Here is a 26550-nt window from a genome sequence, read left to right as displayed (position 1 = left end):
TTGAAGATGTACCCGTTTGATATAGAGAAGGAGGGATCATCGTTAATGGAGAACCGAGGACATCTCCAAAGCGAACTGCTACGCGCCTTACCTTACGGTGTAGCGTTAATCACGACGGATGGGACAATCGTCCAAGCAAACCGTCCGTTTTTAGAGCAATTCCCTGAAGACTTACAAACGCGATCAAACATTTTTCATATGGTCAACCAGTCACCGATCACGATGGAGCTGTCACGACGGATGGAGCAAGGACTATCTTGGACGTATGAGATGCCGACGATCCGGATTCACGCCATCCCCAATGGTGACGTCTACATCCTCTCAATCGAGCCGCTCCCGCTCGATACACGGGTGACGGTACAACATAACGCGTTCGAAGCCATGATGCACACGGAGCTTGATATGGCGATGATCATGACCGATGCCAATCTGTTGATCAATCGCTTCAATAAAGGCGCGACCGAACTGTTCGGATATGCGCCGCACGAAGTACTCTATGAAATGACCCCATTCGGTCTGTTCGAGTCAAGAGAACTGAGCGAGAAGCGGACCCACTATCAAGACGAAACGGAGCGGCTCTTGTCATTCGAACAGATGCTTCGTGTGGCGTTAGACCGAGGCGACCGTGAATGGAAGTTCCAACGAAAAGACCGGACCCATTTCGTCGGAAAACTGTTCATGCACCCTGTCTATGAGCAGGCACGCGTCATCGGCTTTTTCTTTTTCGTGTTCGATGTCAGTCCTGAGATTGCCTTGAAAGGCGAATTGCTTCATAAAGAACAACGCTATCGCATGTTTGCCGAATCAGTCATCGAAGCTGTGCTATTCCATGAAGGCGGGACGATTTTAGACGCGAACAAGGCGGCCGAAACGATTTTTCGCATCCCGGCCGAACAGATGGTCGGCCGTCAAACGATCGAGTTCATCGCCGAAGGCTACCGGGCCGATGTGTTGCGCCGCATTCGCAATCATATCCAGACACCGTATGAGGTCATCGGCCGTCGTGAGGACGGGACGTTCCTCGAGATGGAAGTGTACCCGAAAGAAGTGACGTTCCAAGGTCAGACGCTTCGTGTCGCCGTCATGCGCGACATCAGCGACCGAAAGAAAGTCGAGCGCATGCTCGAGCGGGAGAAGAACGCCATCGCCCGGCAACGGGATATCATCCAATCGATTTTACAGGCGTCCAATGAAGCGTTCGTCTTGACCGAATCGAACGGCAGCGTCCTCTTCATGAACGTGCACGCCCGTCGTCTGCTCGATTTGCCGGGTATCGCCCCGAACAAGATGCAAGAGCGAATTCCGCTCCTGACGACATTCCGCGCGCGTGACCGCACCGAGATGTTGAAAAAAATCGATTTGTTGCTCGACGGATCGGCGCGAGAAGTGTCAATGCGCTTCTCGATTCCGCAACCGAATGATCGGGACGAGCAATATTACGAGATGTATGGGACTGGTATGGATACGAAACGCCAAATCGGAATGGACAGTGGGTTCTTGTTTGTTTTTCGCAACCGGACCGAAGAAGAACGGATGGACCAAATCAAAAACGAATTGGTCAGCACCGTGTCCCACGAACTGAGAACCCCGCTCTCGTCACTGTCGGGATATATCGAATTGATGCTCACTCGCGACTTGAACCCCGAAAAGCGTGAGCGCTACTTAAAGACGATGGCGAAGGAAGCGAAGCGTCTGACCGACCTGTTGAACGATTTTCTCGATATTCAACGAATGGAAGACGGCAATCAAGAGTATAAAAAAGACCACTTCATCTTGAACGAACTCGTCCGCGATGTTGTCGAACGCTTCCGCGAGACGAGCAATCACTCGATTCATTTCGATGACGCCTATGAATCGCTTCACCTCATCGCCGACAAAGACCGCATCGAGCAAGTCATCATCAACCTGCTCTCGAACGCGATCAAGTACTCGCCTCATCACCACGAAGTCGAGGTACGGGTCCGCCATGAACGTAACCAAGCCCACGTCTCCATTCAAGACTTCGGCATCGGGATTCCCGAGCATGCGTTCGAAGAGTTATTCAAAAAGTTTTATCGCGTCGACAACTCGGACACACGTCAAATTGGCGGGACGGGTCTTGGGCTGTCAATTTGTAAGGAAATCATCGAATCACACGGCGGTAGTATCGAGGTCGAGTCGAGCGTCGGCGTCGGCTCGACATTCACGTTCACGTTGGACTTAGCGGAGGAGACACTATGAACCATTACGCTTTCACCGGTTTCCCCGGCTTTTTAGCCGGAAAGATGATCACGCACCTCGCAACCTTGCCGAATCAAATCGGAACGATTTACGCGCTCCACCTCCCGACCGAACGTTCCGGGGCACTCGCTTTAAAACAGGAGCTGTTGGAAGCGACATCGTTACGAGATGACCAACTCGTGCTCGTCGAGGCCGATATCACGCTGCCTGAAGTCGTGCTCGACCCGATCATGCGCTCGGTCATCGAACGTGAAGTGAATTACGTGTTTCACTTGGCCGCTGCGTACGACTTGAGCATCCCTTATGATGTCGGGTATCGCATCAATCTGCTTGGGACGAAACACATCACCTCGCTCGCGAAACGGGCCCCGCACTTGAAACGATACGTCTACTTCAGCACCGCCTATGTGTCCGGACGCCGTCAAGGAACCGTTTATGAGAACGAGTTATGGCACCGTGTCCGCTTTAAAAATCATTACGAGGCGACGAAGTATGAAGCCGAGGCCATCGTCTCGCGGGAGCTCGGTTCGATGCCGGTGACCATCATCCGTCCCGGCATCGTCATCGGCCATAGCGAGACCGGCGAGACGAAAAAGTTTGACGGGGTCTACTTCGTCTTGAAGCTGATGGACCAACTCCGCCAAGCCGCCCCGCTGCCTTACATTGGACGACAGAATATCGAAGTGAACCTCGTCCCGTATGATTATGTCGTCGAGGCGACCGCTTATCTCGCCCACGCCCCGGTCGGTTTAAAACGGACGTTCCATTTGACGGACCCGTTCCCGCACGGCGCACGCGAAGTGTACCGGATGATTCATGAAGAGATGTTCGGTCGTCCTCCACGCGGGACGATTCCACACGCAGTCGCGGAGACCGGATTCTCGGCGCTGCATCTGTCGGAACGTTACGGCGTTCCGCGCGAACTACTCGCCTATTTCAAACATCAAGTCCATTTCGATACGACCCAGACGTTGCGGGCACTGAGCGGGACGGACATCGTCTGTCCTGACTTGAAAGACTACTTGCCGAAAGTCGTCGCCTATTACGAGACACACAAAAAGCCCTGAACAGGGCTTTTTGTGTGTCATCCGATTAACAACTTCTCTTTTGGATAGCGAATCTTCCGGTCCATTTGTCTCGCGACCGTGAATAGAATCGTCAACGAGCCGACGCGGCCGAGCAACATCATGAACATGATAAAGCTTTTTCCGGCATCGTTCAGTTCTGCCGTGATTCCAAGCGATAACCCGACCGTGCCGAACGCCGAGACCGTCTCGAATAGGAGCGCGGTCGCCGAAATGTGGCCGTTCGTCAAGATGGTCAGTGCGGTAATCAATAAAATAAAGATGAAACTGGTGATGGCCACCATATACGCTTTTTTGATTTGGAACGCGTCAATCGTCCGCTCCAAGATGACCGTCTCCTTTTTACCGACGATGAACGCCCACATATCCGCCAAAATGACAGCCACGGTCGTCACTTTAATCCCGGACCCGGTGGAAGCGGCCCCTGCACCGACGTACATGAGAATCAAGACGACACCGATCGACACAGGCGCCATCGTCGAGATGTCGACCGTGTTGAAACCGGCCGTCCGTGTCGTCACCGCCTGGAAGAAAGTAACGTGCAACGCTTCACCGAACGGGCGTCCATATAAACTCCCTTCCGTCGACACCCATTCAAACAGCATGAGCGCGAACCAGGCAATGCCGTTGACGATGGCGAGTGACGCGATCATGATTTTCGAATGCAGCGCGAGCCGTTTCCAGCGCTTCACCTCGGTCGCATCTGCAATCGTCGTGAAGCCGAGCCCTCCGATCATCAAGAGGACGGCGATCGTGATGACAATGGCCGTATTCTGTTCAAATTGCATCAAACTGTCTGGCCAAAGGGCAAACCCCGCGTTATTGAACGCTGATACCGCATGGAAGAAGCCATAATACAATGCCTCGCCGAAGCGATAATCACCGGTGCTGTACAGTTCGAACGTTAAAAATAGCATGCCCAGAAACTGAACGATCAGTGTCGTGAAGACGATGTTGCGGACGAGCCGGACCGTGCCGCCAGGCCCCGACAAGTTGAGCGATTCTTGAAGGAGAATCCGCTGTTTCAAGCCGATTTTCTTCCCGAGCACGCTGAGTAACATGAGAGCGACCGTCATGAAGCCGAGGCCTCCTATTTGAATCAAGGCGACGATGACGAGCTCGCCGAACGTGTTGAAGGAAGAGCCGATATCAATCGTCGACAACCCGGTCACCGTACCGGCCGACGTGGCGATAAAGAGACAGTCAATCCACGACACGGGTTGCGTCTGTGCAAACGGCATGTAGAGCAGGGTCGCACCAGTCAAGATGGCGAGTAAAAATCCAGTCGCGATAAAACGGGCCGGCTTTTCAAACACGAGCCGGTAGAGCGCTTCAATTCGTTTTATGCGCATTTCCCGCACGGTCAATCGATGTCGCATCTCGCTATCTCCTTCATATCTAGTTTTCTAAGGCTCATATTACTCCTCACTTTTAAAATTGCCAACTAGAAAAATGTATCGCTAACTGTTTGTCGATTTTTTTTGGTAATATGAGAGATAGACTTTAAGAATGTTGAGGAGGTTGAATGAAACCGTGGACCCTAGTACGGTAGATCATTCGCTAACGGATGTCTCGCGAAGGTTGGAGCGTCAGTCACAATGTATGCCCGCCCATCTTTATTTCCAACTTGAAGAACTGCTACATTGGTCACTCGATCAAGAAGTTGTGAATCAATTGTACGCATTATTAAAAAAATACGACGTGTTAACCGATATAGAGCGTGAAGAACGAAATATCAGCATTCAAATGCTGATTGACGAAAACGGCGCTTAACCATCGGGAACGCATTTGCGGGAGACGAGTTAAGTCTCTCGCTTTTTTTGTCTCCCGATCTCTTTAGAAAGGTGGAAAACATAGACATGGATGTCGTCACTTTAATAGGACTTTTACTCGGTTTCTTCACGCTTATCGGCGGTATGATTTTGAAAGGCGCGGGGGTCGCCCCGCTGATCAACCCAGCAGCACTGGTCATTATTTTTGTCGGTACAGCTGCCGCGGTCAGCATCGCCGTATCAAAAGAACAGTTACAGACGGTTCCCCAACTGTTCAAAATTTTATTCAAGAAGCAAGAGTTGCCGAGTAAATCGGGCCTGTTGACGCAATTCGTCGATTTATCGACGCAAGCGCGTAAAGAAGGTTTGTTATCGCTTGAAACAGCCCTTGAACAAGTCGAAGAACCGTTCTTGAAGCAAGGCATGATGATGGTCATTGATGGCCAACCGTCCGAGTACATCGCCGAAGTGATGTCTCGTGATATCGAGAACATGGAAATACGCCATAAAGCGAACGCTGACGTGTTCACGCAAGCGGGGACATATGCGCCGACACTCGGTGTCCTCGGGGCCGTAATCGGACTCGTCGCCGCATTAAAAGATTTATCGGATATCGACAAACTCGGATATGCCATCTCAGCTGCCTTTGTCGCGACACTGTTCGGGATTTTTAGTGGCTATGTCCTTTGGTTCCCCTTCGCTAACAAGTTGAAGCAATATTCGAAGAGCGAAGTCGTCGTCAAGGAAATGATGATTGAAGGAATTTTATCCATCCAAGGCGGAGAATCACCAAAGACGCTAGAAGATAAGTTGGCCGTGTATTTGTCTCCAAAGGAGCGAGCGAACTATGAAGCGCAAAAAGAAGCATGATCATGAAGAACATATCCCTGAAGGCTGGCTCATTCCTTATGCCGATCTCCTGACGCTTCTGCTCGCTTTGTTCATCGTCTTGTTCGCCTCGAGTAACGTCGACCAGACGAAGCTCGAAAAGATGTCCCAGTCCTTTAATCAAGTGTTCTCAGGCGGGACGAGTGTGTTTCAAGCCTCGACCGCCTCGAACAGCGATATTAGCCGCACGAACAAAACGGACACGACGGCGAATCCACGGACGTACGAACTCGCCAAGCTCGATGAGTTGAAAGAAGAGGTCAATCAATACATTCAAAAGAATGGACTCGAGGATGAGATCGAAGCGACCATCAATTCGAGCGGTCTCGTCCTGACGATCCAAGACCGGGCTCTATTCAGCATGGGTGAAGCGACGCTCGATGGCGATGCCAGAGCAGTCGCCCGCTCCATCAGCGGTATTCTCGAACAAGCCGGCAATCGTGAAATCGTCGTATCGGGTCATACGGATAACATCCCAATCAACACGGCCCGCTTCCCGTCGAACTGGGAACTCAGTTCAGCCCGAGCCACCGCCTTCATGCGCGGCTTGTTGACGAACGACGCCTTGAACCCTGGGCAGTTCACACTTGCGAGCTACGGGGAATACAAACCGATTGCGACGAACGACACGGAAGCCGGACGTTCGAAAAACCGACGCGTCGAAGTGTTGATTAAACCACTCGTCGATTTGTCAGAAGGATCGCCCAAAATGATTGATACGATCGTTTTGCCATAAAAAAATCCCACTCGATCGAGAGTGGGATTTTTTCGTTACCGCGTCCATTCAAAATATTTACGAGCGAGCTCAGTGAGCGGACTGTTGAACAAACGTTTCCGCCAGTACAAGTCGGCCGCCTTCTTGACCGCTTCGCTACGCGATGGGTACGGATAGATCATCCGGGACAGTTTACCGATCTTATCGCCCCGCTGCATCGCATAGACGACGATTTGCATCCAATCCCCGGCCGTCATTCCGACCGCGTGCCCACCGATAATCTTACCGTTCTTCCGGGTGATGATTTTGACGAATCCTGTCTCTTGACGGTCGGCGACGAACCGATCGACCTCAGACAGTTTCGCTTCAAAAATCTCGACGTCATCGCCGTGACGCTCACGTGCCTCGGCCTCGGTCATGCCGACGTGGAACACTTCCGGGTCCGTGAACGTGATCCACGGCATCTTCGTGTAGTCGACCTTGTTCCATAGTCCGAACAAGGCGTTCGCCACGACGGCTTTCCCTTCTTCTCCGGCCGCATGGGTGAACGGTAACGTCTTGATCGTGTCACCGATCGCGAAAATGTGCGGTTGGGACGTCCGGTATGTCGAAGTGACATCAACGTACCCGTCTTTCACGTTCACATGCGCCCGGTCGAGCCGTAGTTCATCAATTCTCGGTTTACGGCCCGTCGCCATGAGCAGTTTGTCAGCCTCATACGTCACGGTCTCGCCATCGACTTCAGTCGTGACGTGAATACGTCCGTCCTCTTCCGCAATCTGCTTCACCTTCACCCCGATTTTCAGACGCATCGCCATCTCGAGCTGGGAGCGGAGCAATTTGCTGACAGACTCATCTTCTTTCGGTAAGAACGTGTCCTGTGCCTCAAGCACGGTCACTTGGCTTCCAAGACGAGCAAACGATTGGGCAAGTTCAAGCCCGACCGTGCCGGCGCCGATGACGATGATACTTTCTGGCAGCGTCTCTTCTTCAAAAACTTGTTCGTTCGTTAAGTACGGCACACTGTCCAATCCATCAATCGGCGGTACGGTCGGTTTCGATCCGGTCGCGATGACAAACTTTTTCCCAATCAACAAATCGTCTCCGACTTTAAGCTCGTACGGGCTTTGGAATGATGCCTCGCCGATATACACATCGACACCAAGTTTTTCGAAACGCTCCGTTCCGTCATGATCTTGGATTATAGCGCGGGCACGATCGACACGCGCCTTCGTCGTCTGGTAATGGTCGCGGCCATCAAACTCAGCTCCGAGCACACGCGCCGCCTGCATCATGCTACTCGCTTCTTTCGAAGCGGCAATCAGCGCTTTCGACGGGACACACCCGACGTGAAGACAGTCTCCACCAAGGTGTTTTTTCTTCTCGACCAAGGCGACCTTTGCGCCTAAGTTTGCGGCACCAGCCGCGACCGTCATCCCGGCCGCGCCACCACCAATCACAATCAACTGATAATCCTTCATCTCATCAACCTCCGATAGCGTTCACTCACATCCTGCATCCGTTTCCGGTTCACCCCAAAGTCTGAGTGACCGAGTCGTGATGCCGAGCGGAATTCAATCTGTCTTGTCTCATCGTCGAATCGGAATTCAACGTCATCCTTAAAGCGCATCATTTTCGACGTGACGACATAATGGAGCGTGTCATCCGTCTCCTTGACGAGCTCGGTCCGAGGCAGTTGCCCCATCACCATCTTCATTGTCTCGATGCTCTCAGCGCGGTCTTGCCCGTATGGGAGCGGCTCCATACGTAGCGCCTCAATTTCTGTTTCGGTCGAGACAGCGTTCGGACTACCTGACAATGGCTTCAATGATTTCGTTGCCACGAAAAAAACCTCCCTCATTCTACATACAATTACATGTATCCTGAATTCGGAAGGTTTAACCCTTTTAATGCAGTTCGCTTGGATCGAGCGGCAACAAAACAGTCACCGTCGTCCCATGACCGACCTCACTTTCAATGACGAGCTTTCCTTCGTGCGCCTCGATCAACTCCTTCGCAATCGCGAGACCAAGACCACTGCTGCCTTTCGTCACTTGCGCCTGATAGAACATTTCCGTGATGCGTTGCAGGTGATCCCGTGAGATACCAGGCCCCTCGTCAATAATCGAGATGAACGCGACCCGCTCGGATTGCACGAACCGTACGGTCAACGTCCCACCTTCGGGTGAGAAGCGAATGGCGTTCTCGAGTAAGTTTAAAAATACTTGTTTCAACCGGTTCTCATCAAACAGTCCAATCGATTTTTGGGGGTACCGTTCGATGAGGGTGATCTGTTTATCCTCGAGCGACTGTTTCAACTGAATCGTCACTTTCCGTAACAGCGATACGAGGTCGAGTTCTTGCCGATACAAGACGAGCCGGCTCTCTTCAATTTTCGTGTAATCGAGCAACTGCTCGACGAGCCCAATCATCCGCTCCGTCTCCGAATGGATGATGCTCAAACCGAGCTCGGTCTCCTCCGACACTTTCTCGTCCCCGCCGCGAATCGTCTCGGTCCACCCTTTGATCGAAGTGAGCGGCGTCCGCAACTCGTGCGACACGTTTGATAGAAATTCATTTCGCGTCGACTGATGCTGCTGCACTTTCGCTCCTAAATACGTCAGCGTCCGGGCCAGTGCCCCGAGCTCATGTTTTTCATTGGAATAGACTTCGACGTCAAAATCACCTTGCGCCATCTCATCGGCCGTCTCAATGATGTCTCGAATCGGTCGGACGAAGCGGTCTGCAATCCGAATGACGGCATAGAGCGCGACCAGCCAAATCAAGACACCAATCATGACGACAGCCATCCAAATCTCGCGAATCAACGTATCGAGATCGGCGAGCGGTCGCGTGAAGCTGATGGCGAATTCACTCGTGCCGTCCGTGATGATGGGACTCGTCACCGACAAATAGTGGTTCCCTTCCGCATCGTAATCTTGGACGACGGACTCACCGCGGGCGAGGTCTTGCAGTTGTTCCGATGTGAAGGCCGCCTGCTGCGCCCGCTGTCCCGTCGTTTTAATGATTTGACCGGTCCGGTCGACAATCGTCAAATCGGTGCCTGGATACCCGAACGTCCGGACGAGAACCGAGAACGCGCTCGGTGTTTCAAAACCGACCTGCGCCTGGGGATAGAGATAGGCACTCGTCGTCGCATGGCTAAGTAAGGCCTCTGATTCATATTCATAGTAGTAGCGGTACGTTCCGTACGACAAGACGCTCACGAGCAAGACGAGCACGAACGTCATGACGAGCATAATCCGAATGACGAGCTGTTGCTTCATCCGTCATGTCTCCGCCATTTGTACCCGTGCCCCCACAGTGTCTCGATATAAGCCGGGTGGCTCGGATCATCTTCAATTTTTTGACGGAGACGACGAATGTTGACGTCGACCGTCTTTCTGTCCCCGAAGTAATTGATGCCCCAAACGGCATCTAACAGCGCATCACGTGATAAGACGACTTCCTCGTTTTGGACGAGGTGACAAATCAAATCGTATTCGGTCGGGGTCAAATCAATCGACTGCCCATACTTCGTCACTTGCTTCGCTGCCAAGTCGATGGCGAACGGTCCGGACTTCAATCGCTTCTTCTCTTTTCGTTTCACTTTCTCGACACGTCGGAGGAGTGCTTGAATCCGCGCCACGAGTTCGCCGGGACTGAACGGCTTGGCGATGTAGTCGTCCGCCCCTCGGCCGAGTCCTTCGATTTTATCTTCTTCGAGTGTGCGCGCCGTCAGCATGATAATACCGACATTCTCATCTAAATCACGGATGGCCGCACATGCCTCAAAACCGTCCATCTCTGGCATCATCACATCCAATAACACGACATCGAACGGTTCACGATCAAACGCCGTGACCGCCTCGCGTCCGTTCGTCGCCTCAAAGACGTCGAATCCGGCCCGCTTTAAATTAACGATGATAAAGCTGCGAATCGCATGCTCATCTTCGGCTACTAATATTCGATTCATCATTCCACCTCTTCTGAAATTCACTACTTCTTAATAGTTACGTTTTTGCGACAAGGTTGTCAATTGACCTCAAATCGTATTAGGATGGAGTCATTAGATTCTGAAGGAGGACTCCTTACCATTATGAGTTACAAGATGATTGTTTTAGATATGGACGATACGCTCCTCACGAGCGATCACACGATTTCCGCCAAAACGAAAGCTGCCTTGCTGGATGTACAAGAACGCGGACATAAAGTCGTGCTCGCGAGCGGACGTCCGACGTACGCGATGTGGGACGCAGCCCGAGAGCTCGAGCTCGCCAAATACGGTAGCTATATTCTCTCATTTAACGGTGCCTCAATCATCAACTGTGAGACAAATGAAGAAATCTTCTCAAGTACATTGCTTCCAGAGACGGTCGCCCATCTCCATGATATCAGTGTCCGGGAAGAAATCGCGATTCATACGTACATCGGTAACGAAATCGTAACCGATCAACCGAACCCGTATACCGATATCGAAGGTGAATTGACAGGGATGCCGGTCATCCATGTCGATGACTTCAAAGAAGCGGTCACGACGCCTGTCGTCAAGTGTCTCATGCTCGGTGACGGCGACACGCTTGCTCCAATCGAAACGAAACTGCAAGTCGAACTCGAAGGCAAACTCGCCGTCGCGCGTTCAAAACCGTTTTTCCTTGAGTTCACAGAAGCGGGTGTGACGAAAGGGACGAGCCTCGCCTTCTTAGCGGAGCACGTCGGCATCGAGCAAGCCCACGTCATCGCTTGCGGAGACGGGAACAACGACTTGACGATGATTGAATGGGCCGGGCTTGGGGTCGCAATGGGCAACGCCAACACAACGGTCAAAGGCAAAGCCGACTTCATCACGAAATCAAACAATGAAGACGGGATCGCGCACGTTATCGAAACGTTCATGGGAACTGTCCTCGTCGATCGATAAACGGACAACTCAGGTTGAATTCAAGGAGGAATTACGATGAATAAAGGATTGAAACGGGCGGGACTCGGACTCGTCGGCACGGCTGTCGCCGGTGCCGCCTATGTATTCTTGTCCCCGAAACCGACCTCACGCCTCGTCAAAACCTCATTTGCCGGCGGGAACGAAGTGGCCATTAAAGGGTTCGAGGAAGTCGTACAAAAAACGTCGGTCCGTAAAGACATCGACTACCATTCGGCTTACGAGAACGGAACGTTCGACTTGATTCGCTACGAAGGTGAGAAGCAGATCGTCCCAACCATCTTTTGGGTGCACGGCGGTTCATTCGTCGGTGGCGATAAGGCCGACGTCTTCAAGTATGCGACGTCAATCGCAAGCAACGGCTACAACGTCGTCAGCGTCAATTATGCGCTCGCTCCAGACGTCACGTACCCCGTCCCGCTCCAACAACTTGAAGAGGCATACACGTATATCGCTGAAAACAATGACCGCTTCCGGCTCGATTTCGACCGCGTCTTCTTTGCGGGCGATTCGAACGGGGCCCAACTTGTGGCCCAATTCGTCGGAATCCAATTGAACGACGACTACGCACCATCGGCCGAAGTGAATCAAGTCGTTCCGAAAACGTCGATCCTCGGCACGATTCTCATGTCAGGTCCTTATGACTTGAAACGAAGCATCATCGAGTCATCGAAGGCGGTCAACCGCTTCTTGTTCAAACGGATCGGTTGGGCTTACTTCGGAACGTACAATTGGGAAGACTTGCCGGTCGTCGCGGAAGCGTCGCCGCTCGTCAATATCCCGGCCACGTTCGTTCCGACGTTTATCACCGATGGCAACACCGGTTCGTTCGAAACGCAAGCGAAAGAATTTGCGACGATCCTCTCAGGTCGTGCGGACGTCACGAGCGTCTTTTACGACCGAAACGAGCACACACTCGGCCACGACTACCATTTTGAGATGGATAAACCAGCCGCCAGTGCCACGTATCGCCGTTTAATCACGTTCTTGCGTGAAACGACGCGTTAACAAATAATCCCCGCCCATCATTGGGCGGGGATTATTTTTGTCAGTTGAGCAATGCGAGCGCGCGGCCAATCAACTCATGCCGTGACGGTGACGTCTCACGTAACGCGTGCAACCGTTCCGTCAACGCCTGTCGAAGCGCATCGGACTCGACGAGCTCCAAACATTCGATGTGGAGCAACCAAGCATCGGGATGATCGGCAAGAATCGTCGGCACGAGCTCATCGATCGACTCGCCTTGCTCCCGCATATTGCGGACCTGATTGAACATCGGGTCATCGTTCGTCCATACTCGGGCGTCACGTTCGATCTGGACCGGCTTCTCCAAGATGATGAGCTCTTCAATCTCGGTGCCTGGGAAGATCGATGGGAGCGTGTCTTGTCTCACTTCAAGTGTCGTGAGATGGATTTGTCGGTCTTCAATCGTGACGATGACGTCTTCGAACCGTAACGCTTCCGTCGTCTCGCTGACGAGGCGTCCGTCCAGTCGAATCCCTGCCGTCGCCAATACGTCTTGAAGCGGTCCATCAAGAACGAGTACGCCGTGGTTCTGTAAGTTCGTCAATTGACCGTGATTGACGTTCACACAGTCGTCCCACTGGACGAGCGCATGGGCCCCGGAGCGTGTCACGTGACGAATCACACCGACACGGTCCGTCCCGTCTTCAAGCCGGACAGTCGATTGACTGCCCGACGCGAGCGCTTTCTCGAGCGAGGCGATTCCACCTTGGTTGACCGCCATCCGTGACTCGAGTTCGTCTAGCGCGTCCTTCAACGCTTCAAAGTCCGGGATGACGAACAACTCGCGTTGCATATTCGTCACGTCCTGTTTCGTTTCGAGTGCGTGCTCTAAATTGAACGGATGTTTCGTGACAGCGTCAGTCAAACAATGACGGCTCTCCCCGACCGATGATAATAGTCCTGCCCCGTAGATGAGCGGGTTGTCCACCTCACCGATGAGACCGAACTCGACCGTCCACCAAAAGATGCGGGCGACTTGTTGCGCTTCAGAGAAGCCGGTCACTTGGGCTTTGGCCGCATGAACAGCTGCTTCGGCTGCCGCGATCTCCTCGTCCGTCGAGTTCGCATTCTCCTTCACGACGGTCAATCGTTTCAGTGCTGCGAACGAGGCGTGTTCTTCACGATTCATGAACGCTTTCGCCCCGAGCTGTCCGAACCGCTTCACGATTTGGGAGAACTCCGGATCCATCAACATCGGTGCATGACCAGCCGCCTCGTGGATGATATCTGGTGCCGGACTGTACAAAATATTCTCGACTTTACGAATATCGGTCGCGACCGGCAACATGCCGTTGCCTTGGAAATCAAAGAAAGCGACACCTGGGATGAGTCCATCGACCGCGACCGTCGACCAACCGGCCGCTCGCATCTCTTCGGTCATCTTTTCAACGTCAGGGAGACGCTCTGGCCCCATGCCCGTCTTTTTCAACCCTTCGATGTAGAACGGGTGTGCCTTCCCTTCAAGCGTGTGCAAGTTCAGTCGCAAGACGAAGCGCCAGACAGCATGATCCGTCGGCGTGTACTCGTCGTAGAACTGTGGCGAAATATGTGGGGCCAAATGGCGTGGAATGATTTGTGTGAGCATGATGTTTCCTCCTTTGATTGACTGAACGTAAAAAAGTCCCTATCGATTCACTCGATAGGGACGACGATGCCGCGGTACCACCCTGATTACTAGACGGACGTCTAGTCACTCTATTCCGATAACGGGGGACCGCTCAACAAGTGAGAGCTCGCGAACTGTAATTCGATTCATCCTTTGGGCGTGTTCACAGCACCACACGCTCTCTGGGCCAGGGAAGATGTCTCTACTTCGGTTCGGTCATCGCTTTTATACTGTTATACAGTTATGCTTCTATGCACATGTGCTTTTAAGCGCTAAAGTATCTTGTTGGTAGTAACGATAACAGACCGTTTGAATGTCGTCAACAAAAAAAACAGTCCGCATCTGCAGACTGTCACAAACACCAATCAATTTCAGGTTGTCCCCACTCACTCAACTTCGCGTTCACTTGCGAGAACGGCTTCGATCCGAAAAAGCCGCGATGGGACGAGAGCGGGCTCGGATGGACCGACGTCAAGACGGCATGTTGCGGGCCAATCCATTTCTGTTTCTTCTTCGCGTCGTTCCCCCATAAGACGAACACGATCGGCTCTTCACGCTGCCCCAGTCGCTCGATGATGGAGTCGGTGAACTGTTCCCAGCCCTTCCCGCGGTGAGACCCGGCCTTGCCTGCCTCGACCGTGAGGGCGGTGTTGAGCAATAGCACGCCTTGTCGGGCCCATTTCTCCAAATTGCCGCTGGTCGGGACCGGACAGCCGATATCGTCCTGCAATTCTTTAAAGATATTACGGAGTGACGGTGGAAGGCGGACGCCGTCTTGGACCGAGAAACTGAGTCCATGCGCTTGGTTCGGTCCGTGATAGGGATCTTGCCCGAGGATGACACATTTGACGTCCTTGAACTTCGTATAGACGAACGCGTTCCAAATATCTTCTCGCTCCGGATAGACGGTCGATGTCTCGTACGCTTCATCGACGAACGTCTTTAGCTCGGCAAAATATGGCTCGCTCATCTCGGTCGCGATGATGTCACTCCAATCCCCGAGCAGGCGATTTGATAACTGTTCTCCCATGTTCTTCTCCCCTTTCCGTCTTATCATACCCGAATCGTTGGCACACAAAAAGACGAGCCCGATTGGACTCGCCCTTGATAATTATACTGTGACTGCGCCTGCGACTTCTTTCGCAAGTGCTTCGGCTTTCGCTTTTGCGTCAGCAACGATTTCTTCGATTTTGTCTGGGTATTGGTTCATGCCTTCAACTGGAAGTGTCGTCACTTCTGTCACGCCTACGAATGCGAGTGCTTGACGAAGGTATGCGTCTGCGAAGTTGAGGTCCGTACCCGTGTAGATACCACCAGTGCCTTGGATGTGGATTGCTTGTTTGTTCTCGAGAAGACCGACTGGACCTTGCTCTGTGTAACGGAATGTTTTACCAGCCGTCAAGACGCTGTCGAGGAACATCTTCATGCGTGCTGGGAAGAAGAAGTTCCACATTGGCGTCGCGAACACATACATGTCAGCTTCCATGAACTTCTCGAGCATACCGTTCATTGTTGCGACTTTAGCCGCTTCGACGTCTGTGAGTGCTTCGCCTGATGCGAATTTGCCCCATGCGCTGAGGACGTCGCCATCGATTTCTTGGACATCGACATCGTAAAGTTCAATCGCTTCAACTTCGAGTGACGCATTCTCGTTCGTGAGTGTCGTCATGAATGTTTCAGCGACTTGTTTGCTGTATGACAATTCTGTCGGTTTCGGGTTAGCAGATACGTATAATACCTTTTTCATAATGGGTTCCTCCATAAAAGTAATCTCTATTTGTAACAACAGTTTGAACTATATCATCTGTATATCTCACAGTCAATTATTTTAACTTCAAGATAAATGAGTCAAAAAAAAACCGGCAGGCGTCATTTGCCTGCCGCGTTATAACCGACCCGTTTTAATAGGTCGATCAGCATTTCCGTCTCCTCTTCATTAAGTGGACCGTAAATGTCTTTAAAGATTTCGATATGCTCGGGATAGACGACGTCCATCAAACGTTTGCCTTCTTCGGTCAACGAAGCATACGTGACGCGTCGGTCAGATGGACAAGCCACACGTTCAATCAAGCCACGTTTTTCAAGCTTATCGATCACGTATGTGACACTGCCGCTCGTAATCAAAATTTGATCTCCGATTTGCTGGAGCGGGGTATCCCCTCGTTTATACAATACGGATAAAACACCGAACTCTGTTGAATTCAATTGGTGGCGTCTTAAATCGTCCTTTACACGGTCACTGATCGCGTCCATCGCCCGCGCTAAAACGATCCACGCCTTCAATTCGAGTGATTCAATCATGTCGGTTTCACCTCAATTCGTTCATCATTTACCTTTAGTATAGCAGGACATGAGCAGTATACGGTGGGAAAAACGCTTCGTCAAGAAACTTCTTCATTGTCGCCCCTGTCTGAAACGTATAGAATGGAATTATTGCGATTTTTAGAAAGGGTGGACGGTATGCGTGAGTATTACGAGATTTCATTGACGATTAAACAAGCCTATTTGAGTACGGTCATCGAGTTGTTGAACCGGGAAGGGATCGCCCCAGACTATGCGCTCGAAAAAGAAGGCGCGGTCTTTTTATTGTTCAACCACTTACCATGGCCGAACGTCACGCGCGAACCCCATGCGGTCGAGCGCTTTTTGTTGACGTTGGCGCGTGAGGACTATTTGTTCGTCAAAACGAAACGCAAGTCCCCCGTCCCGGACCATGAACCGGTCGCCTGCATGGGCGCGTTCGACTCACCGTTCCATGAGCATTTGAAGATTGAACTCGCCGTCGACGAATCGGATGCGAGCCATCTCGATATGTCGGCGTTCCGGCACTACTGAACAACACATCTGTGTTGTTTTTTTTATGACTAGTCTGGGCATATGACGGGAATAGATGACAATATCTGAGTGTGAAAAGGAGAATGTGCTTTGATGGATACAGTCATGTTAATCGTCAACCCATCGTCTGGGAAAGAGTTAGGGAAAGAACACGCCGCGGCAGCGGAGGAAGTCTTACGTGAGCGTTACGGGAACGTCGATGTCCGGTTCACGGAGAAAGCTGACGATGCCACCCATTTCGCAAAAGAAGCGGCATCGAAACAATATAAAGCCGTCATCGCGATGGGTGGCGACGGGACACTGAACGAGGCCGTCACCGGTCTCGCCGAAGCCGACCATCGTCCTGATTTCGGCATCATCCCGCTCGGTACCGTCAACGACCTCGCCCGCGCGCTCGGCGTCCCGAGCGATCCCGCAGATGCCATCGAGGCGCTCAAGACAGCTCAACCGACACCCATGGATATCGGCAAATATGAGAATGGCTATTTCATGAACGTCATCGCCATCGGGCTCATCGCCGAGGCCGTCGACGAGGTCAGTGTCGAGGAGAAAACGAAATGGGGCCCGTTCGCCTACTTGATCGAAGGCATCAAAGCGTTCCGCGAACATAGCCCGTATGCGCTGTCGGTCCAAGCCGATGAGCACACGTTCGACGGAGACGCCTATTTGGTCGTCATCGCCCTCACGAACTCGGTCGGCGGGTTTGAGAACTTTGAACCGGACGCTGAGTTGAACGATGGCTTGCTTCATGTCTATTTATTTGAAAACCTCGGCTTCAAAGACGCGGTCCAACTCGCACCGGCCCTCTTCACCGGCAAGTTGAAAGAAACGGACAGCGTCACGTCGTTCACGACGAAACGCGTGCATGTCGACTCACCAGAATCGCTTCCGGTCAATGCCGACGGCGACACGGGTGGGCAGCTGCCGCTCACGTTTGAAGTACTCCCGAGTCATTTGAACGTTTTGAAGCCGGTCGAGTGAAACAAGGATTTTCCCCCTTAAACGCGAAAGAACGTCACGGAAAGGAGGGGAAAGGATGACCATCTCGCTCGTCCCTTTACAGGAAGCGTCGAACGCCATCGTCGCAACGTTCAATCGTTGGAACAACGACCCGACAATCGTCCATTTGATTCGTCCCGTCCGCTCGGAGGAAGAACTCGCCGCCGAACATCACATGACGGTCGAAGACTTGACGGACCGCCTCCGGACCCATGATATCTTCCTCATCTACGCAGATGACGTGCTCGTCGGTGAGGTGAATATCATCTATGATGCCCCGCATCTGTACGACAACGAACGCGGAAGCGCCTGGCTCGGACTCGTGATTGGAGAGCCGACCGGTCGCGGGAGAGGTGTCGGTACAACGGCCCTGACCCTGTTAGAAGAACGATTGCGTGCACAAAATGTGCCTCGCATCGAGCTCGGTGTGTTTGGGTTCAATGAAGCGGCTCATCACCTTTATCGAAAGGTCGGCTACACGGAGATTGCCCGTATCGAGGCGTTCACGTACTGGGACGGTCAATTTTGGCCGGATATCCGGATGGAAAAACGATTGGATTGAATAAGGCCTTCCTCGCATCGAGGAAGGCCTTTCGTCAGTTATTTAAATTCTCGACTTCGACGACGCGGAACCCTTTTTGTTCGAGTTTCGCGACGATTTTGTCTTTCTTCGGCTCGTCGCAATCAGGCGGCAACGTGATCAATACCCGGCGCAAGACTTTACTCTTGGCATCAAGCGTCATGAGACTGGCAATCGATGAGTATTTGCTGATGATTTTCGTAATCTTCTCAAGCGCCCCCGCTTGCTCACTGAGTGCGATTGTGACGACATAACTCCCCGTGTCACGACTCCATGCCTCTTCGAGCATGCCGAGCATCTTCCCGTGCGGCAAAATCCCGTAGAATTCGTTGCTCTCATCTTTCAAGACCGCGATATACGGTAATTCTTTGATCGAGAAGAACACTTTGAAGAAACCGTCCGATTCATGGACGTACTTTTGCGTGTTCTTGATGAGCTCCATGACGTTGTCGTCTAGGCTCGCCCCACTCATCCCGTGGCGATAAATATGCATTTTATAGATATTACCGCGGAAAAACGTTCCCGTCTCATCGAGCACAGGGACACAGCGGTAGCCTGTCTTTTCGAGCGTGTCGAGCGCCTCGCGTAATGTCGCCTTTTCACTGATTGTGACGACATCTTTCTTCGGAATGCATAAGCTATGCACTAACATGCGGTTTTCCTCCTAGCCAATTGAAAGTGGTCTACACCCTATTCATTACTATTCCCCAAATATGATTGAAATCCTGCCATCAATTTTCGAAACTTATTCCGGCGCGAAAACGACCTCGGAATTTGTCGTAGCGTCAAAAAGTCGTTATAGTGAAACTATCCAAACAGACAAAGGGGATTGAACGACTATGACAATGAAAAAAGCGTTAACGATCGCTGGCTCGGATACGAGCGGCGGTGCAGGCATCCAGGCTGATTTGAAGACGATGGAAGAGCTCGGTGTTTACGGGATGACCGCACTCACGGTCATCGTGGCTCAAGACCCGCATAACGCGTGGCACCACGAAGTATTCCCGATCGACACGACGTTGATCGAGAAACAAATCGATACGGTCCTCGCCGGAATCGGTGTCGATGCCGTCAAGACAGGCATGCTCCCGACGCCAGAGATCATCGAACTCGCCGCTCGTAAAATTAAAGAATACGGCATCCAGAACGCGGTCGTTGACCCGGTCATGGCTTGTAAAGGTGCAGACGAGATTCTCAACCCGGACGTCGCGGTCGCGATGCGCAAGCACCTCGTACCGGTCGCTAAAATCATCACACCGAACTTGTTCGAGGCGCGCATGCTCGCAGGTCTCGATAAAACACCTTCGACGATGGATGAAATCAAAGAAGCTGCTCGTTTGATCCATGAGCTCGGCGCTGAGATTGTCATCGTCAAAGTCGGCGGCAAGCTCGGGTTTGATACAGCATTCGACGTGCTTTACGACGGTAACGAGTATCGTCTCCTTGAGAGCGAGAAAATCGAGCCTGCCTTCACACATGGCGGCGGCTGCACGTTCTCGTCAGCGATCGCGGCCTCACTCGCGAACGGTCACTCGGTCGACGAGGCTATCCAAATCGGAAAAGAGTTTATCACTGAAGCGGTCCGTCATTCGTTCCGCCTCAACCAATACGTTGGCCCGACGAACCATACCGGTTACCGTAAAAAACTAGCAACACAATCTTAACGGGTGGCCCGGGACGTATGTCTCGGGTCATCGTTTCCATTGGAGGGAACCGCGTGAAATCGATTCAACCTACAACTATCCAGACATACTTGGACGCGCATGTATCCATGCCGCTCTATGTCCACGTCGAGACGACGAACGGGGCGTATGCGACGCATAACGACCCTGACTTTCATAACGCCGGCATGTTCATCCGCAACGTCGTCATCGAATACAGCATCGGCCAAATCAAAGGCAACGGTCCATATCGGGTCGGCTTGAAGCTCGATCACGGTTGGCTTTACGTCGAAGGATTGACCGATTACGAACAGCATGGGGACCAGCTCCTGCTCGCCGGTCATGACCGGCTCGGTCGCCTCGCCTGCGCCTTACACTTAGATATCAAACCGCTCCCACAAGGAGCCTCGGAGGTGGAAAGCCAATGAATGGACCGTTACTCGTTATTTTTCCGCATCCTGATGATGAAGCGTTCAGCTCGGCCGGGACGATCATCCAACACCATAAGAACGGCTTCCCGGTCACGTACGTCTGTCTGACGCTCGGTGAGATGGGCCGCAATATGGGCTCGCCGATTTTCACAACACGGGAAGAGTTGCCGAAGATTCGCAAGCATGAGCTCGAGGAAGCATGTGCCGTCATGGGCATCGACGACCTCCGCATGTGGGGACTCCGTGATAAGACCGTCGAGTTCGAAGACGAAGCGGAACTCGCTGGACGGTTCAGCGCGTTAATCGAAGAAGTGAAACCGGCCCGCGTCATTTCCTTCTACCCGGGCTACGCCGTCCATCCCGACCATGAGGCGACAGCACGAGCGGTCGTTCGAGCGCTCCAAGAGATGGATGAAGCGAGTCGTCCAGAGTTTTTAGGCGTCGCCTTTGACCATCGCACCGAAGCGGAACTCGGAAAGCCGCACGTCCTCATCGAAGTCGGCGACGAGAGTGCCGCGAAACGCGAGGCGTTGCTCGCCCACCGCTCTCAGACGGAAGGATTGCTGCGGGCCATCGACAACGCAGAAAACGCCCACGTCATGGAGTTACTCCAACGTGAGCGCTTCTATCACTATCCGTTCTCATGATTCGTAAGCGAGACGTGTCATGTACAAGAGTGCACCGACAGCCCCGAGGCCGATCAACGTTCCCAATACGACAACGATATGTTCCATGTTCTCACCTCTACTTGGTTATACGAACTTGATGGATCATTGGTTTCAAAGCGCATGTGCTGACATGCGCTTTTTTTCTTAGAAGTACAAGAAGTAAATGACAGCCGCCAACGCGATGCGATATATGGCGAACGGCGTCAATTTGACTTTATTGATCAGCTTCAAGAAGAACTTGATTGACAACAGCGCGAATAAGAACGCGCTAATGAATCCGACGACGAAGACCGGGAGGGTCGCCATCGTGAAGTACTCCCATTTGCTGTAGAGCGAGAGCGCACTAGCACCGAACATAATCGGTACGGCCATGATGAACGTGAAGTCCGCCGCGGCCCGGTGACTCATCCCTAAAAGGACACCGCCCGAAATGGTCGACCCTGAGCGTGAAAAACCTGGCCAGAGCGAGAAACATTGAATCAAGCCGACACCGAGCGCCTGCTTATACGAAATCTCATCGAGCGTTGCTGTCGTCTGACGCTTCACGCCTGACAAATCGGCGGCGATCATGAAGAACGCGCCGATGACGAGCCCAATCAAGACCGTCTTAATTGAAAACAAGTGTGTGTCGATATAATCCTCGAACATCAACCCGAGCACAGCGGCCGGGAGCAGCCCAATCAAAATATGTAACACATTCAATTTGTTCGTCGTCCCGCTGTTACGAATCGCCAGCAATTCTTTCGGATTCAATAACTCTTTGAACCGACTTCGAAACACGACGATGACCGCTAAAATCGAACCGAGCTGAATCACGATTTTAAACGTGTTCGCGACCTCTTGACCGAGGAAGCTGCTCGAATTGAGCCATAGGTCGTCCACAAGAATCATGTGCCCCGTCGACGAGACCGGGGCGAACTCTGTCATCCCTTCGACGACCCCTAACAAAAATCCAATCAGTAACTCATACCATTCCATGGTCTGTCTCCTACTCCAGTATTGTTTCTTATCATACACGGTTGCTTCTCCGCCCGCCTCGGTCTTGAGGCGTAAAAAAAGGATGCTCGCTTAAGCATCCTTTTTCCAAGTAACGAATATGATGAGCAATTGATGCATACAAACGACGATCCCAATCCATAAAAAGGCAACGAAGAGCGTCATACCGGCCCCGATTACAAACACTAGTCCGATGAGGATGATACTAATGTGCAACAACATCGAGACGGATGACTCGGTCGTCGCCCGGATGACAGACGGGACACGGTCATGCAACGCCCCGAGATAGAGCGGTTCGACGATGCCGATAAGAAACGCCATGCCTGCCATCCAGACAAGTCCGACTTGTCCTGGGAAAAAGCCGAGAATGACAAAACCGAGACCGATGCCCCAACCGATTCCGTGCAACCAACGATCGACCGTCGTGATTTGTAACAGGACCGGGGCGAGCAGTTGCCCTGGTATTTGAATGAGCAACAGGACAGTCGAAATCATTCCGAACCAATAGATGGGAACTTCGACGTCACGGGCGTACAACTGCCAAAACTCATTGATGAAGTTGAACGCACCGATTGTCACGATGAACACCGACGACAAGGCAAGTAGCTGGTGGTCGAGCCACACGAAGCGAAAACCTGCCCCGATATCCGCCCACGTCATTCGTTCCTCTGTCACGACTCGTCTCGGCTCGACAAGGCCGAGGCTACACGCTGTCGCGATAAACAAACTGACAATCGACAGCACATAGTTCAGTTCAAACGGGAAGCGTGTGGCCAGCAAGGCGCCGCTGATCGCCGCGAGAACGGCTGCAACGATTCCGATGACATTCAACCGGCCGACCCAGCGCTCGAACGCCTCCGTCTTCCCATCTTGTTCAAGCGTCTCATAGAGCAGTGCATTCTCCGCCCCGCTCCGGAGCGCCGCCCCAATGCCTGACAAGGCGATGGCTAAGGCGAAACCGCCGAACGAAAAGGACACAAGTAACACGACAAAGGAACCCCACTCGAGTGCAGTCCCGATTTGCAACAGACGTCGCCGTTCCAAGCGATCGGCTAACACCCCGGTCGGCACTTCGAGGATGACGACGAGGATGGCATAGAGCATTTCGAGATAGACGACTTCTTGCATTGTGATCGTCCGCGACTCCCAAAACAGACGCTCAATCGTGTAGGCTGGGATGAGCGCCTCGAACCAACGCATCCATCCAAGCAACGTAACGTTTCGACCGACTTAGCTAGGTGAACGTGCTCGTTTCATCTAAATCTCCTCCTTATTCACCTATTCCCGATTGCACAAAAAAAGCCACGGGAAATGCCGTGGCCAGACGATTATTTGAGCAGATTAAGGATTTCGCGATTGAACGCCGGGATGTCGTCCGGTTGACGGCTTGTCACCAGCTGTTCTTGGCAGACGACGACTTCTTTGTCCGCATACTTCGCACCGGCATACTCCATGTCGACTTTAATCGACTTATAACCGGTTGCATCGCGGCCTTCGAGCGTCTTCGCCGTAATCAACAGTTGTGGGCCGTGACAGATAGCGAACACAGGTTTCTTCGCGTCCATGAACGCTTTCGCGAATTGAACGAATCGCTCGTCTTCACGTAACAAGTCGGGTGAGAACCCACCTGGTAACAGCAACGCGTCGAAGTCTTCCGGCGACACGTCATCGATTGCTTTGTCGATCGTGACTTTCGACTCGCCTTGTTTGCCTTCAACCGTGTTACCGGCTTTCTTTTCAATCGTGACAACTTCGTGCCCCGCTTCCACCAATGCGTCGCGTGGACCCGTGAACTCTACGTCTTCAAACATATCTGTGATTAGCGTTGCTACTTTTGCCATATTGAAAACACTCCCTCATTATTTTTATGCACATAAGGAGTGTTCCACACCTAACCGGCCCATAAACATTCAACGAAACTTCGAGACGTACGGATTGGCTCGTTCGAAGAAGCGGTATGGGTAATCGCGTGCTTCGCCCGTATTCGGGATCCCTACGCGTGGACCGGCCTCGATTTCCGGGATGGCACTCCCTTCAACGATATAAAGTGGCTCATGTTGGAGCGAATGTCCGTATAGGTCCATCGTGATGCCAAGCGCTTTCGTCAGTTTTCCGGGTCCGTTCGTCTGGTCGAATCGCTTGATGCCGGGACGATTCGCCTCAATGATGCCCTGTCCTTCAATCGGCTCGATGGCCCGAATGAGGACGGCTTCCGGCGTGCCGACCGGACCGCTCACGACGTTCAAGAGCGTATGCGTGTGCATCTGATACGTGTAAACGTGTCCAGGTAACCCGAACATCACCTCGGTCCGATTCGTCCGTCTGCCGCCGAAACTGTGGGCCGCCCGGTCGATGGCGCCGAGATAAGCTTCCGTCTCGACGATTTTTCCGACGATTTGACCGTCGAGATGATCATGGACGAGATAGTGACCAAGTAACGAACGGGCCAATTCGAGCGTCGGTTGCTCATAAAATGATGGATCGAGTCGTTTCATCGTCATCCCTCCTCGGTCTCATTTTCTCAAATGAAGACGGGAAGATACAAAAAAGATGCCCTGAACGATTCAGGACATCTGTTAAATTATGATGCGATCCGCATCGCCTCACGTTGCTTTCCCAACTTCACGTATCCGAGAATGATCGAGAAAATCGGGCTGAGCCAGAGGAAGAAGGCGAACGGTGCGTATTCAAGTACCGGTACCCCGAGCGTGGCCGCGAAGAATGCACCCGACACGCCCCATGGGATGAGCGGGTTGATCACCGTCCCGCCGTCTTCAAGAGCACGTGACAAGTAACGGGGATCGATGCTGCGATCGATGAACCCTTGTTTGAACGCCTGACCTGGAAGCAAGATCGACAAGTACTGCTCACCCGCGAGCAAGTTGACACCAATCGAGCTGAGGACGACCGACAAGACCGAGCTGCCTGGTGACTTCAACCGTTCGAGCAATGCGTCGACGATCGCTTGGAACACACCAAGTTCACGGAGCAATCCACCGAACGCGAGCGCGATCAAGACGAGGCTGACCGACCAGAGCATCGATTCGAGTCCGCCACGGTCGAGTACGGCCGCAATCGTCTCATTCTCGACGCCCGATTTGAATCCGGCCTGCATGACGCCAAACCAGTTCGTGACGTTCCAGTTGCCTTGGACAAACCCTGCCGTCAACACACCGGCGAACATGCCGACGAGCATCGTCGGCAAGACCGGCATCCGGCGGAAGGCGAGAACGGCAACTAGGATCGGCGCGAGCAAAGTCAGCCATGATAAGTTGAACCGCCCGGCGAGCGCCGCCTGTGCCTCAGCGATTTGTGTCGTATCCGCCGCTTGCCCGCTCCGACCGAGGATTGTGAACAAAACAAGGGTGATGAGGAAAGCCGGGACGGTCGTCCCCATCATGAAACGGATATGGTCGAACAGTTTGACACCGGCCACGGCCGGCGCGAAGTTCGTCGTATCTGACAATGGGCTCATTTTGTCGCCGAATAATGCACCTGAGACGATCGCCCCTGCGGCAAGCGCCGGAGAAATCCCGAGCGCCATCCCGATACCGAACAAGGCGACCCCGACCGTACCGACCGTCGTAAAGGCACTGCCCGTGAACGACGAGACAATCATTGTGATGAGCAAGACGCTCGGCAAGAACCATTGCGCTGAGATTGTATCTAAACCGATGGAGAGGATTGTCGCCACCGTACCAGACATCTGCCATACACCAATCAACATCCCGATCAACAGTAAAATCAAGACCGGCATGATGGCTTCACGGATCCCGCTGATCATCGCGGCTTCGATTCGTTTAAAATCACGCGTGCGATAATACGCGTAACCCCCTATTAATACCATTGTGCCAAAGATCGCCATGTGTGGCGTCGCTTTGGCCAAAAACATCAGTGCGAGCAGGGAAATACCGCTCATCAGCACGACGAATACAGCCTCTTTTCCTTTCATCTGCATCGACGTCCCCTCCTTTCAGTTCCATTATTTTCTACCTAACCGCTTAAACGCTTTTATGCGCGAAAGTGTTTCAGTGATGTTCTTTACTATACCTGCTTCTCTTTTCCCTGTCAAACGTCTTTTTATGGTAAAGTAAACGCTCGAGGGTGACCTCCGGAGTTCGTAACCTCC

The 26550-nt window shown here is 52.5% G+C and carries 28 protein-coding genes and 1 other annotated feature; of the genes, 13 read left to right on the top strand and 15 right to left on the bottom strand.

Annotated elements, in window-relative coordinates:
- Positions 1-45: 45 nt before the first annotated feature.
- Both KNP60_RS10540 and KNP60_RS10535 read left to right on the top strand, forming a co-directional pair.
- Complete coding sequence (locus KNP60_RS10540; protein ID WP_214797437.1) at positions 46-2220, top strand: PAS domain-containing sensor histidine kinase; 2175 nt, start codon at positions 46-48, stop codon at positions 2218-2220.
- The gene (locus KNP60_RS10535) at positions 2217-3287 is read left to right on the top strand and encodes an SDR family oxidoreductase (protein ID WP_138860057.1); all 1071 of its coding nucleotides are present in this window, start codon (positions 2217-2219) and stop codon (positions 3285-3287) included. The genes KNP60_RS10540 and KNP60_RS10535 overlap by 4 nt, the downstream gene beginning before the upstream one ends.
- Positions 3288-3304: 17 nt before the next feature.
- On the opposite strand, the gene KNP60_RS10530 is transcribed toward KNP60_RS10535, so the two are convergent.
- Positions 3305-4684 carry a TrkH family potassium uptake protein gene (locus KNP60_RS10530; protein WP_214797436.1) on the bottom strand — a complete coding sequence of 460 codons (1380 nt, stop codon included), beginning with the start codon at positions 4682-4684 and terminating at the stop codon, positions 3305-3307.
- Between the two features lie 142 nt (positions 4685-4826).
- On the opposite strand from KNP60_RS10530, the gene KNP60_RS10525 reads away from it, so the two are divergent.
- From KNP60_RS10525 to KNP60_RS10515, 3 genes are all read left to right on the top strand, one after another.
- Positions 4827-5078: a hypothetical protein gene (locus KNP60_RS10525; protein ID WP_233005246.1), complete on the top strand. Its 252-nt coding sequence runs from the start codon at positions 4827-4829 to the stop codon at positions 5076-5078.
- An 86-nt stretch (positions 5079-5164) separates the two neighbouring features.
- Complete coding sequence (gene motA / locus KNP60_RS10520) at positions 5165-5947, top strand: flagellar motor stator protein MotA (RefSeq protein WP_034780808.1); 783 nt, start codon at positions 5165-5167, stop codon at positions 5945-5947.
- Complete coding sequence (locus KNP60_RS10515) at positions 5925-6701, top strand: flagellar motor protein MotB (RefSeq protein ID WP_214788341.1); 777 nt, start codon at positions 5925-5927, stop codon at positions 6699-6701. The genes motA and KNP60_RS10515 overlap by 23 nt, the downstream gene beginning before the upstream one ends.
- A gap of 35 nt (positions 6702-6736) precedes the next feature.
- Here the strand turns inward: KNP60_RS10515 and KNP60_RS10510 are convergent, their stop codons facing one another.
- The 4 genes from KNP60_RS10510 to KNP60_RS10495 all read right to left on the bottom strand — a co-directional run bounded on the left by KNP60_RS10510 (position 6737) and on the right by KNP60_RS10495 (position 10656).
- Entirely contained in the window at positions 6737-8161 is a 1425-nt protein-coding gene (locus KNP60_RS10510; RefSeq protein WP_034780806.1) for a dihydrolipoyl dehydrogenase family protein, read from the bottom strand.
- Positions 8158-8523: a DUF1499 domain-containing protein gene (locus KNP60_RS10505; RefSeq protein ID WP_205729343.1), complete on the bottom strand. Its 366-nt coding sequence runs from the start codon at positions 8521-8523 to the stop codon at positions 8158-8160. Before KNP60_RS10505 ends, KNP60_RS10510 begins: the two co-directional genes overlap by 4 nt.
- Positions 8524-8587: 64 nt before the next feature.
- The gene (locus KNP60_RS10500; protein WP_214797435.1) at positions 8588-9967 is read right to left on the bottom strand and encodes a sensor histidine kinase; all 1380 of its coding nucleotides are present in this window, start codon (positions 9965-9967) and stop codon (positions 8588-8590) included.
- Positions 9964-10656 carry a response regulator transcription factor gene (locus KNP60_RS10495; RefSeq protein ID WP_034780802.1) on the bottom strand — a complete coding sequence of 231 codons (693 nt, stop codon included), beginning with the start codon at positions 10654-10656 and terminating at the stop codon, positions 9964-9966. The genes KNP60_RS10500 and KNP60_RS10495 overlap by 4 nt, the downstream gene beginning before the upstream one ends.
- Positions 10657-10779: 123 nt before the next feature.
- Here KNP60_RS10495 and KNP60_RS10490 point away from each other — a divergent pair, with 123 nt between their 5' ends.
- Positions 10780-11601, top strand: coding sequence for a Cof-type HAD-IIB family hydrolase (locus tag KNP60_RS10490; protein ID WP_034780799.1), 822 nt, complete (start codon positions 10780-10782; stop codon positions 11599-11601).
- A gap of 36 nt (positions 11602-11637) precedes the next feature.
- Positions 11638-12627, top strand: a complete 990-nt coding sequence (locus tag KNP60_RS10485; protein WP_214797434.1) for an alpha/beta hydrolase — start codon at positions 11638-11640, stop codon at positions 12625-12627.
- Positions 12628-12667: 40 nt separating this feature from the next.
- Here KNP60_RS10485 and KNP60_RS10480 read toward each other — a convergent pair whose 3' ends face one another.
- The 4 genes from KNP60_RS10480 to KNP60_RS10465 form a co-directional block, all read right to left on the bottom strand.
- Positions 12668-14230, bottom strand: a complete 1563-nt coding sequence (locus KNP60_RS10480; protein WP_214797433.1) for an aromatic amino acid hydroxylase — start codon at positions 14228-14230, stop codon at positions 12668-12670.
- 53 nt (positions 14231-14283) lie between these two features.
- Positions 14284-14480 (bottom strand) — a binding site (T-box leader).
- Positions 14481-14603: 123 nt separating this feature from the next.
- A complete protein-coding gene (locus KNP60_RS10475) occupies positions 14604-15281 on the bottom strand; it encodes a uracil-DNA glycosylase (protein ID WP_214797432.1) in 678 nt (225 codons plus the stop codon).
- An 81-nt stretch (positions 15282-15362) separates the two neighbouring features.
- Positions 15363-15998: an FMN-dependent NADH-azoreductase gene (locus KNP60_RS10470; protein WP_029596264.1), complete on the bottom strand. Its 636-nt coding sequence runs from the start codon at positions 15996-15998 to the stop codon at positions 15363-15365.
- A 122-nt stretch (positions 15999-16120) separates the two neighbouring features.
- Positions 16121-16552 carry a MarR family winged helix-turn-helix transcriptional regulator gene (locus tag KNP60_RS10465; protein ID WP_214797431.1) on the bottom strand — a complete coding sequence of 144 codons (432 nt, stop codon included), beginning with the start codon at positions 16550-16552 and terminating at the stop codon, positions 16121-16123.
- A 159-nt stretch (positions 16553-16711) separates the two neighbouring features.
- Here KNP60_RS10465 and KNP60_RS10460 point away from each other — a divergent pair, with 159 nt between their 5' ends.
- The 3 genes from KNP60_RS10460 to KNP60_RS10450 all read left to right on the top strand — a co-directional run bounded on the left by KNP60_RS10460 (position 16712) and on the right by KNP60_RS10450 (position 18647).
- Positions 16712-17086, top strand: coding sequence for a hypothetical protein (locus KNP60_RS10460; protein ID WP_034780785.1), 375 nt, complete (start codon positions 16712-16714; stop codon positions 17084-17086).
- A gap of 93 nt (positions 17087-17179) precedes the next feature.
- Positions 17180-18067: a diacylglycerol/lipid kinase family protein gene (locus KNP60_RS10455; protein WP_034780782.1), complete on the top strand. Its 888-nt coding sequence runs from the start codon at positions 17180-17182 to the stop codon at positions 18065-18067.
- 55 nt (positions 18068-18122) lie between these two features.
- Positions 18123-18647, top strand: coding sequence for a GNAT family N-acetyltransferase (locus tag KNP60_RS10450; protein WP_214797430.1), 525 nt, complete (start codon positions 18123-18125; stop codon positions 18645-18647).
- Between the two features lie 34 nt (positions 18648-18681).
- On the opposite strand, the gene cbpA is transcribed toward KNP60_RS10450, so the two are convergent.
- Positions 18682-19317 carry a cyclic di-AMP binding protein CbpA gene (gene cbpA / locus KNP60_RS10445; protein WP_034780770.1) on the bottom strand — a complete coding sequence of 212 codons (636 nt, stop codon included), beginning with the start codon at positions 19315-19317 and terminating at the stop codon, positions 18682-18684.
- A 187-nt stretch (positions 19318-19504) separates the two neighbouring features.
- On the opposite strand from cbpA, the gene pdxK reads away from it, so the two are divergent.
- From pdxK to bshB2, 3 genes are read left to right on the top strand one after another with little or no spacing between them, the layout of a single operon-like run.
- Positions 19505-20329 (top strand): pyridoxine/pyridoxal/pyridoxamine kinase, encoded by an 825-nt coding sequence (pdxK, locus tag KNP60_RS10440; protein ID WP_034780769.1) that lies wholly within the window; start codon positions 19505-19507, stop codon positions 20327-20329.
- A gap of 53 nt (positions 20330-20382) precedes the next feature.
- Positions 20383-20754 (top strand): YojF family protein, encoded by a 372-nt coding sequence (locus KNP60_RS10435; protein ID WP_034780768.1) that lies wholly within the window; start codon positions 20383-20385, stop codon positions 20752-20754.
- Positions 20751-21404: a bacillithiol biosynthesis deacetylase BshB2 gene (bshB2, locus tag KNP60_RS10430; RefSeq protein ID WP_034780767.1), complete on the top strand. Its 654-nt coding sequence runs from the start codon at positions 20751-20753 to the stop codon at positions 21402-21404. The genes KNP60_RS10435 and bshB2 overlap by 4 nt, the downstream gene beginning before the upstream one ends.
- 165 nt (positions 21405-21569) lie before the next feature.
- Here bshB2 and KNP60_RS10425 read toward each other — a convergent pair whose 3' ends face one another.
- The 5 genes from KNP60_RS10425 to nhaC form a co-directional block, all read right to left on the bottom strand.
- Entirely contained in the window at positions 21570-22403 is an 834-nt protein-coding gene (locus KNP60_RS10425) for an undecaprenyl-diphosphate phosphatase (protein WP_214797429.1), read from the bottom strand.
- Between the two features lie 90 nt (positions 22404-22493).
- The gene (locus tag KNP60_RS10420; RefSeq protein WP_251131382.1) at positions 22494-23633 is read right to left on the bottom strand and encodes an MFS transporter; all 1140 of its coding nucleotides are present in this window, start codon (positions 23631-23633) and stop codon (positions 22494-22496) included.
- Between the two features lie 116 nt (positions 23634-23749).
- The gene (locus KNP60_RS10415; protein ID WP_034780765.1) at positions 23750-24262 is read right to left on the bottom strand and encodes a type 1 glutamine amidotransferase domain-containing protein; all 513 of its coding nucleotides are present in this window, start codon (positions 24260-24262) and stop codon (positions 23750-23752) included.
- 69 nt (positions 24263-24331) lie between these two features.
- Positions 24332-24922, bottom strand: coding sequence for a DNA-3-methyladenine glycosylase (locus tag KNP60_RS10410; RefSeq protein WP_138860072.1), 591 nt, complete (start codon positions 24920-24922; stop codon positions 24332-24334).
- Between the two features lie 80 nt (positions 24923-25002).
- Complete coding sequence (gene nhaC / locus KNP60_RS10405; RefSeq protein WP_214797428.1) at positions 25003-26379, bottom strand: Na+/H+ antiporter NhaC; 1377 nt, start codon at positions 26377-26379, stop codon at positions 25003-25005.
- Positions 26380-26550: the final 171 nt, after the last annotated feature.

This window comes from Exiguobacterium sp. s5 (assembly GCF_018618075.1).
Lineage (GTDB): Bacteria > Bacillota > Bacilli > Exiguobacteriales > Exiguobacteriaceae > Exiguobacterium > Exiguobacterium mexicanum_A.
This window is presented reverse-complemented; position numbering and strand designations above follow the sequence as displayed.

Coding starts and splice junctions, on each gene's coding strand:
- KNP60_RS10535 (WP_138860057.1), top strand. CDS start 2,217: ATGAACCATTACGCTTTCACCGGTTTCCCCGGCTTTTTAGCCGGAAAG.
- KNP60_RS10450 (WP_214797430.1), top strand. CDS start 18,123: ATGACCATCTCGCTCGTCCCTTTACAGGAAGCGTCGAACGCCATCGTC.
- KNP60_RS10500 (WP_214797435.1), bottom strand. CDS start 9,967: ATGAAGCAACAGCTCGTCATTCGGATTATGCTCGTCATGACGTTCGTG.
- KNP60_RS10485 (WP_214797434.1), top strand. CDS start 11,638: ATGAATAAAGGATTGAAACGGGCGGGACTCGGACTCGTCGGCACGGCT.
- KNP60_RS10455 (WP_034780782.1), top strand. CDS start 17,180: ATGGATACAGTCATGTTAATCGTCAACCCATCGTCTGGGAAAGAGTTA.
- cbpA (WP_034780770.1), bottom strand. CDS start 19,317: ATGTTAGTGCATAGCTTATGCATTCCGAAGAAAGATGTCGTCACAATC.
- KNP60_RS10465 (WP_214797431.1), bottom strand. CDS start 16,552: ATGATTGAATCACTCGAATTGAAGGCGTGGATCGTTTTAGCGCGGGCG.
- KNP60_RS10475 (WP_214797432.1), bottom strand. CDS start 15,281: ATGGGAGAACAGTTATCAAATCGCCTGCTCGGGGATTGGAGTGACATC.
- KNP60_RS10540 (WP_214797437.1), top strand. CDS start 46: ATGGAGAACCGAGGACATCTCCAAAGCGAACTGCTACGCGCCTTACCT.
- KNP60_RS10510 (WP_034780806.1), bottom strand. CDS start 8,161: ATGAAGGATTATCAGTTGATTGTGATTGGTGGTGGCGCGGCCGGGATG.
- bshB2 (WP_034780767.1), top strand. CDS start 20,751: ATGAATGGACCGTTACTCGTTATTTTTCCGCATCCTGATGATGAAGCG.
- KNP60_RS10495 (WP_034780802.1), bottom strand. CDS start 10,656: ATGAATCGAATATTAGTAGCCGAAGATGAGCATGCGATTCGCAGCTTT.
- KNP60_RS10460 (WP_034780785.1), top strand. CDS start 16,712: ATGCGTGAGTATTACGAGATTTCATTGACGATTAAACAAGCCTATTTG.
- pdxK (WP_034780769.1), top strand. CDS start 19,505: ATGACAATGAAAAAAGCGTTAACGATCGCTGGCTCGGATACGAGCGGC.
- KNP60_RS10480 (WP_214797433.1), bottom strand. CDS start 14,230: ATGCTCACACAAATCATTCCACGCCATTTGGCCCCACATATTTCGCCA.
- KNP60_RS10425 (WP_214797429.1), bottom strand. CDS start 22,403: ATGGAATGGTATGAGTTACTGATTGGATTTTTGTTAGGGGTCGTCGAA.
- KNP60_RS10410 (WP_138860072.1), bottom strand. CDS start 24,922: ATGACGATGAAACGACTCGATCCATCATTTTATGAGCAACCGACGCTC.
- KNP60_RS10515 (WP_214788341.1), top strand. CDS start 5,925: ATGAAGCGCAAAAAGAAGCATGATCATGAAGAACATATCCCTGAAGGC.
- KNP60_RS10490 (WP_034780799.1), top strand. CDS start 10,780: ATGAGTTACAAGATGATTGTTTTAGATATGGACGATACGCTCCTCACG.
- nhaC (WP_214797428.1), bottom strand. CDS start 26,379: ATGCAGATGAAAGGAAAAGAGGCTGTATTCGTCGTGCTGATGAGCGGT.
- motA (WP_034780808.1), top strand. CDS start 5,165: ATGGATGTCGTCACTTTAATAGGACTTTTACTCGGTTTCTTCACGCTT.
- KNP60_RS10470 (WP_029596264.1), bottom strand. CDS start 15,998: ATGAAAAAGGTATTATACGTATCTGCTAACCCGAAACCGACAGAATTG.
- KNP60_RS10530 (WP_214797436.1), bottom strand. CDS start 4,684: ATGCGACATCGATTGACCGTGCGGGAAATGCGCATAAAACGAATTGAA.
- KNP60_RS10415 (WP_034780765.1), bottom strand. CDS start 24,262: ATGGCAAAAGTAGCAACGCTAATCACAGATATGTTTGAAGACGTAGAG.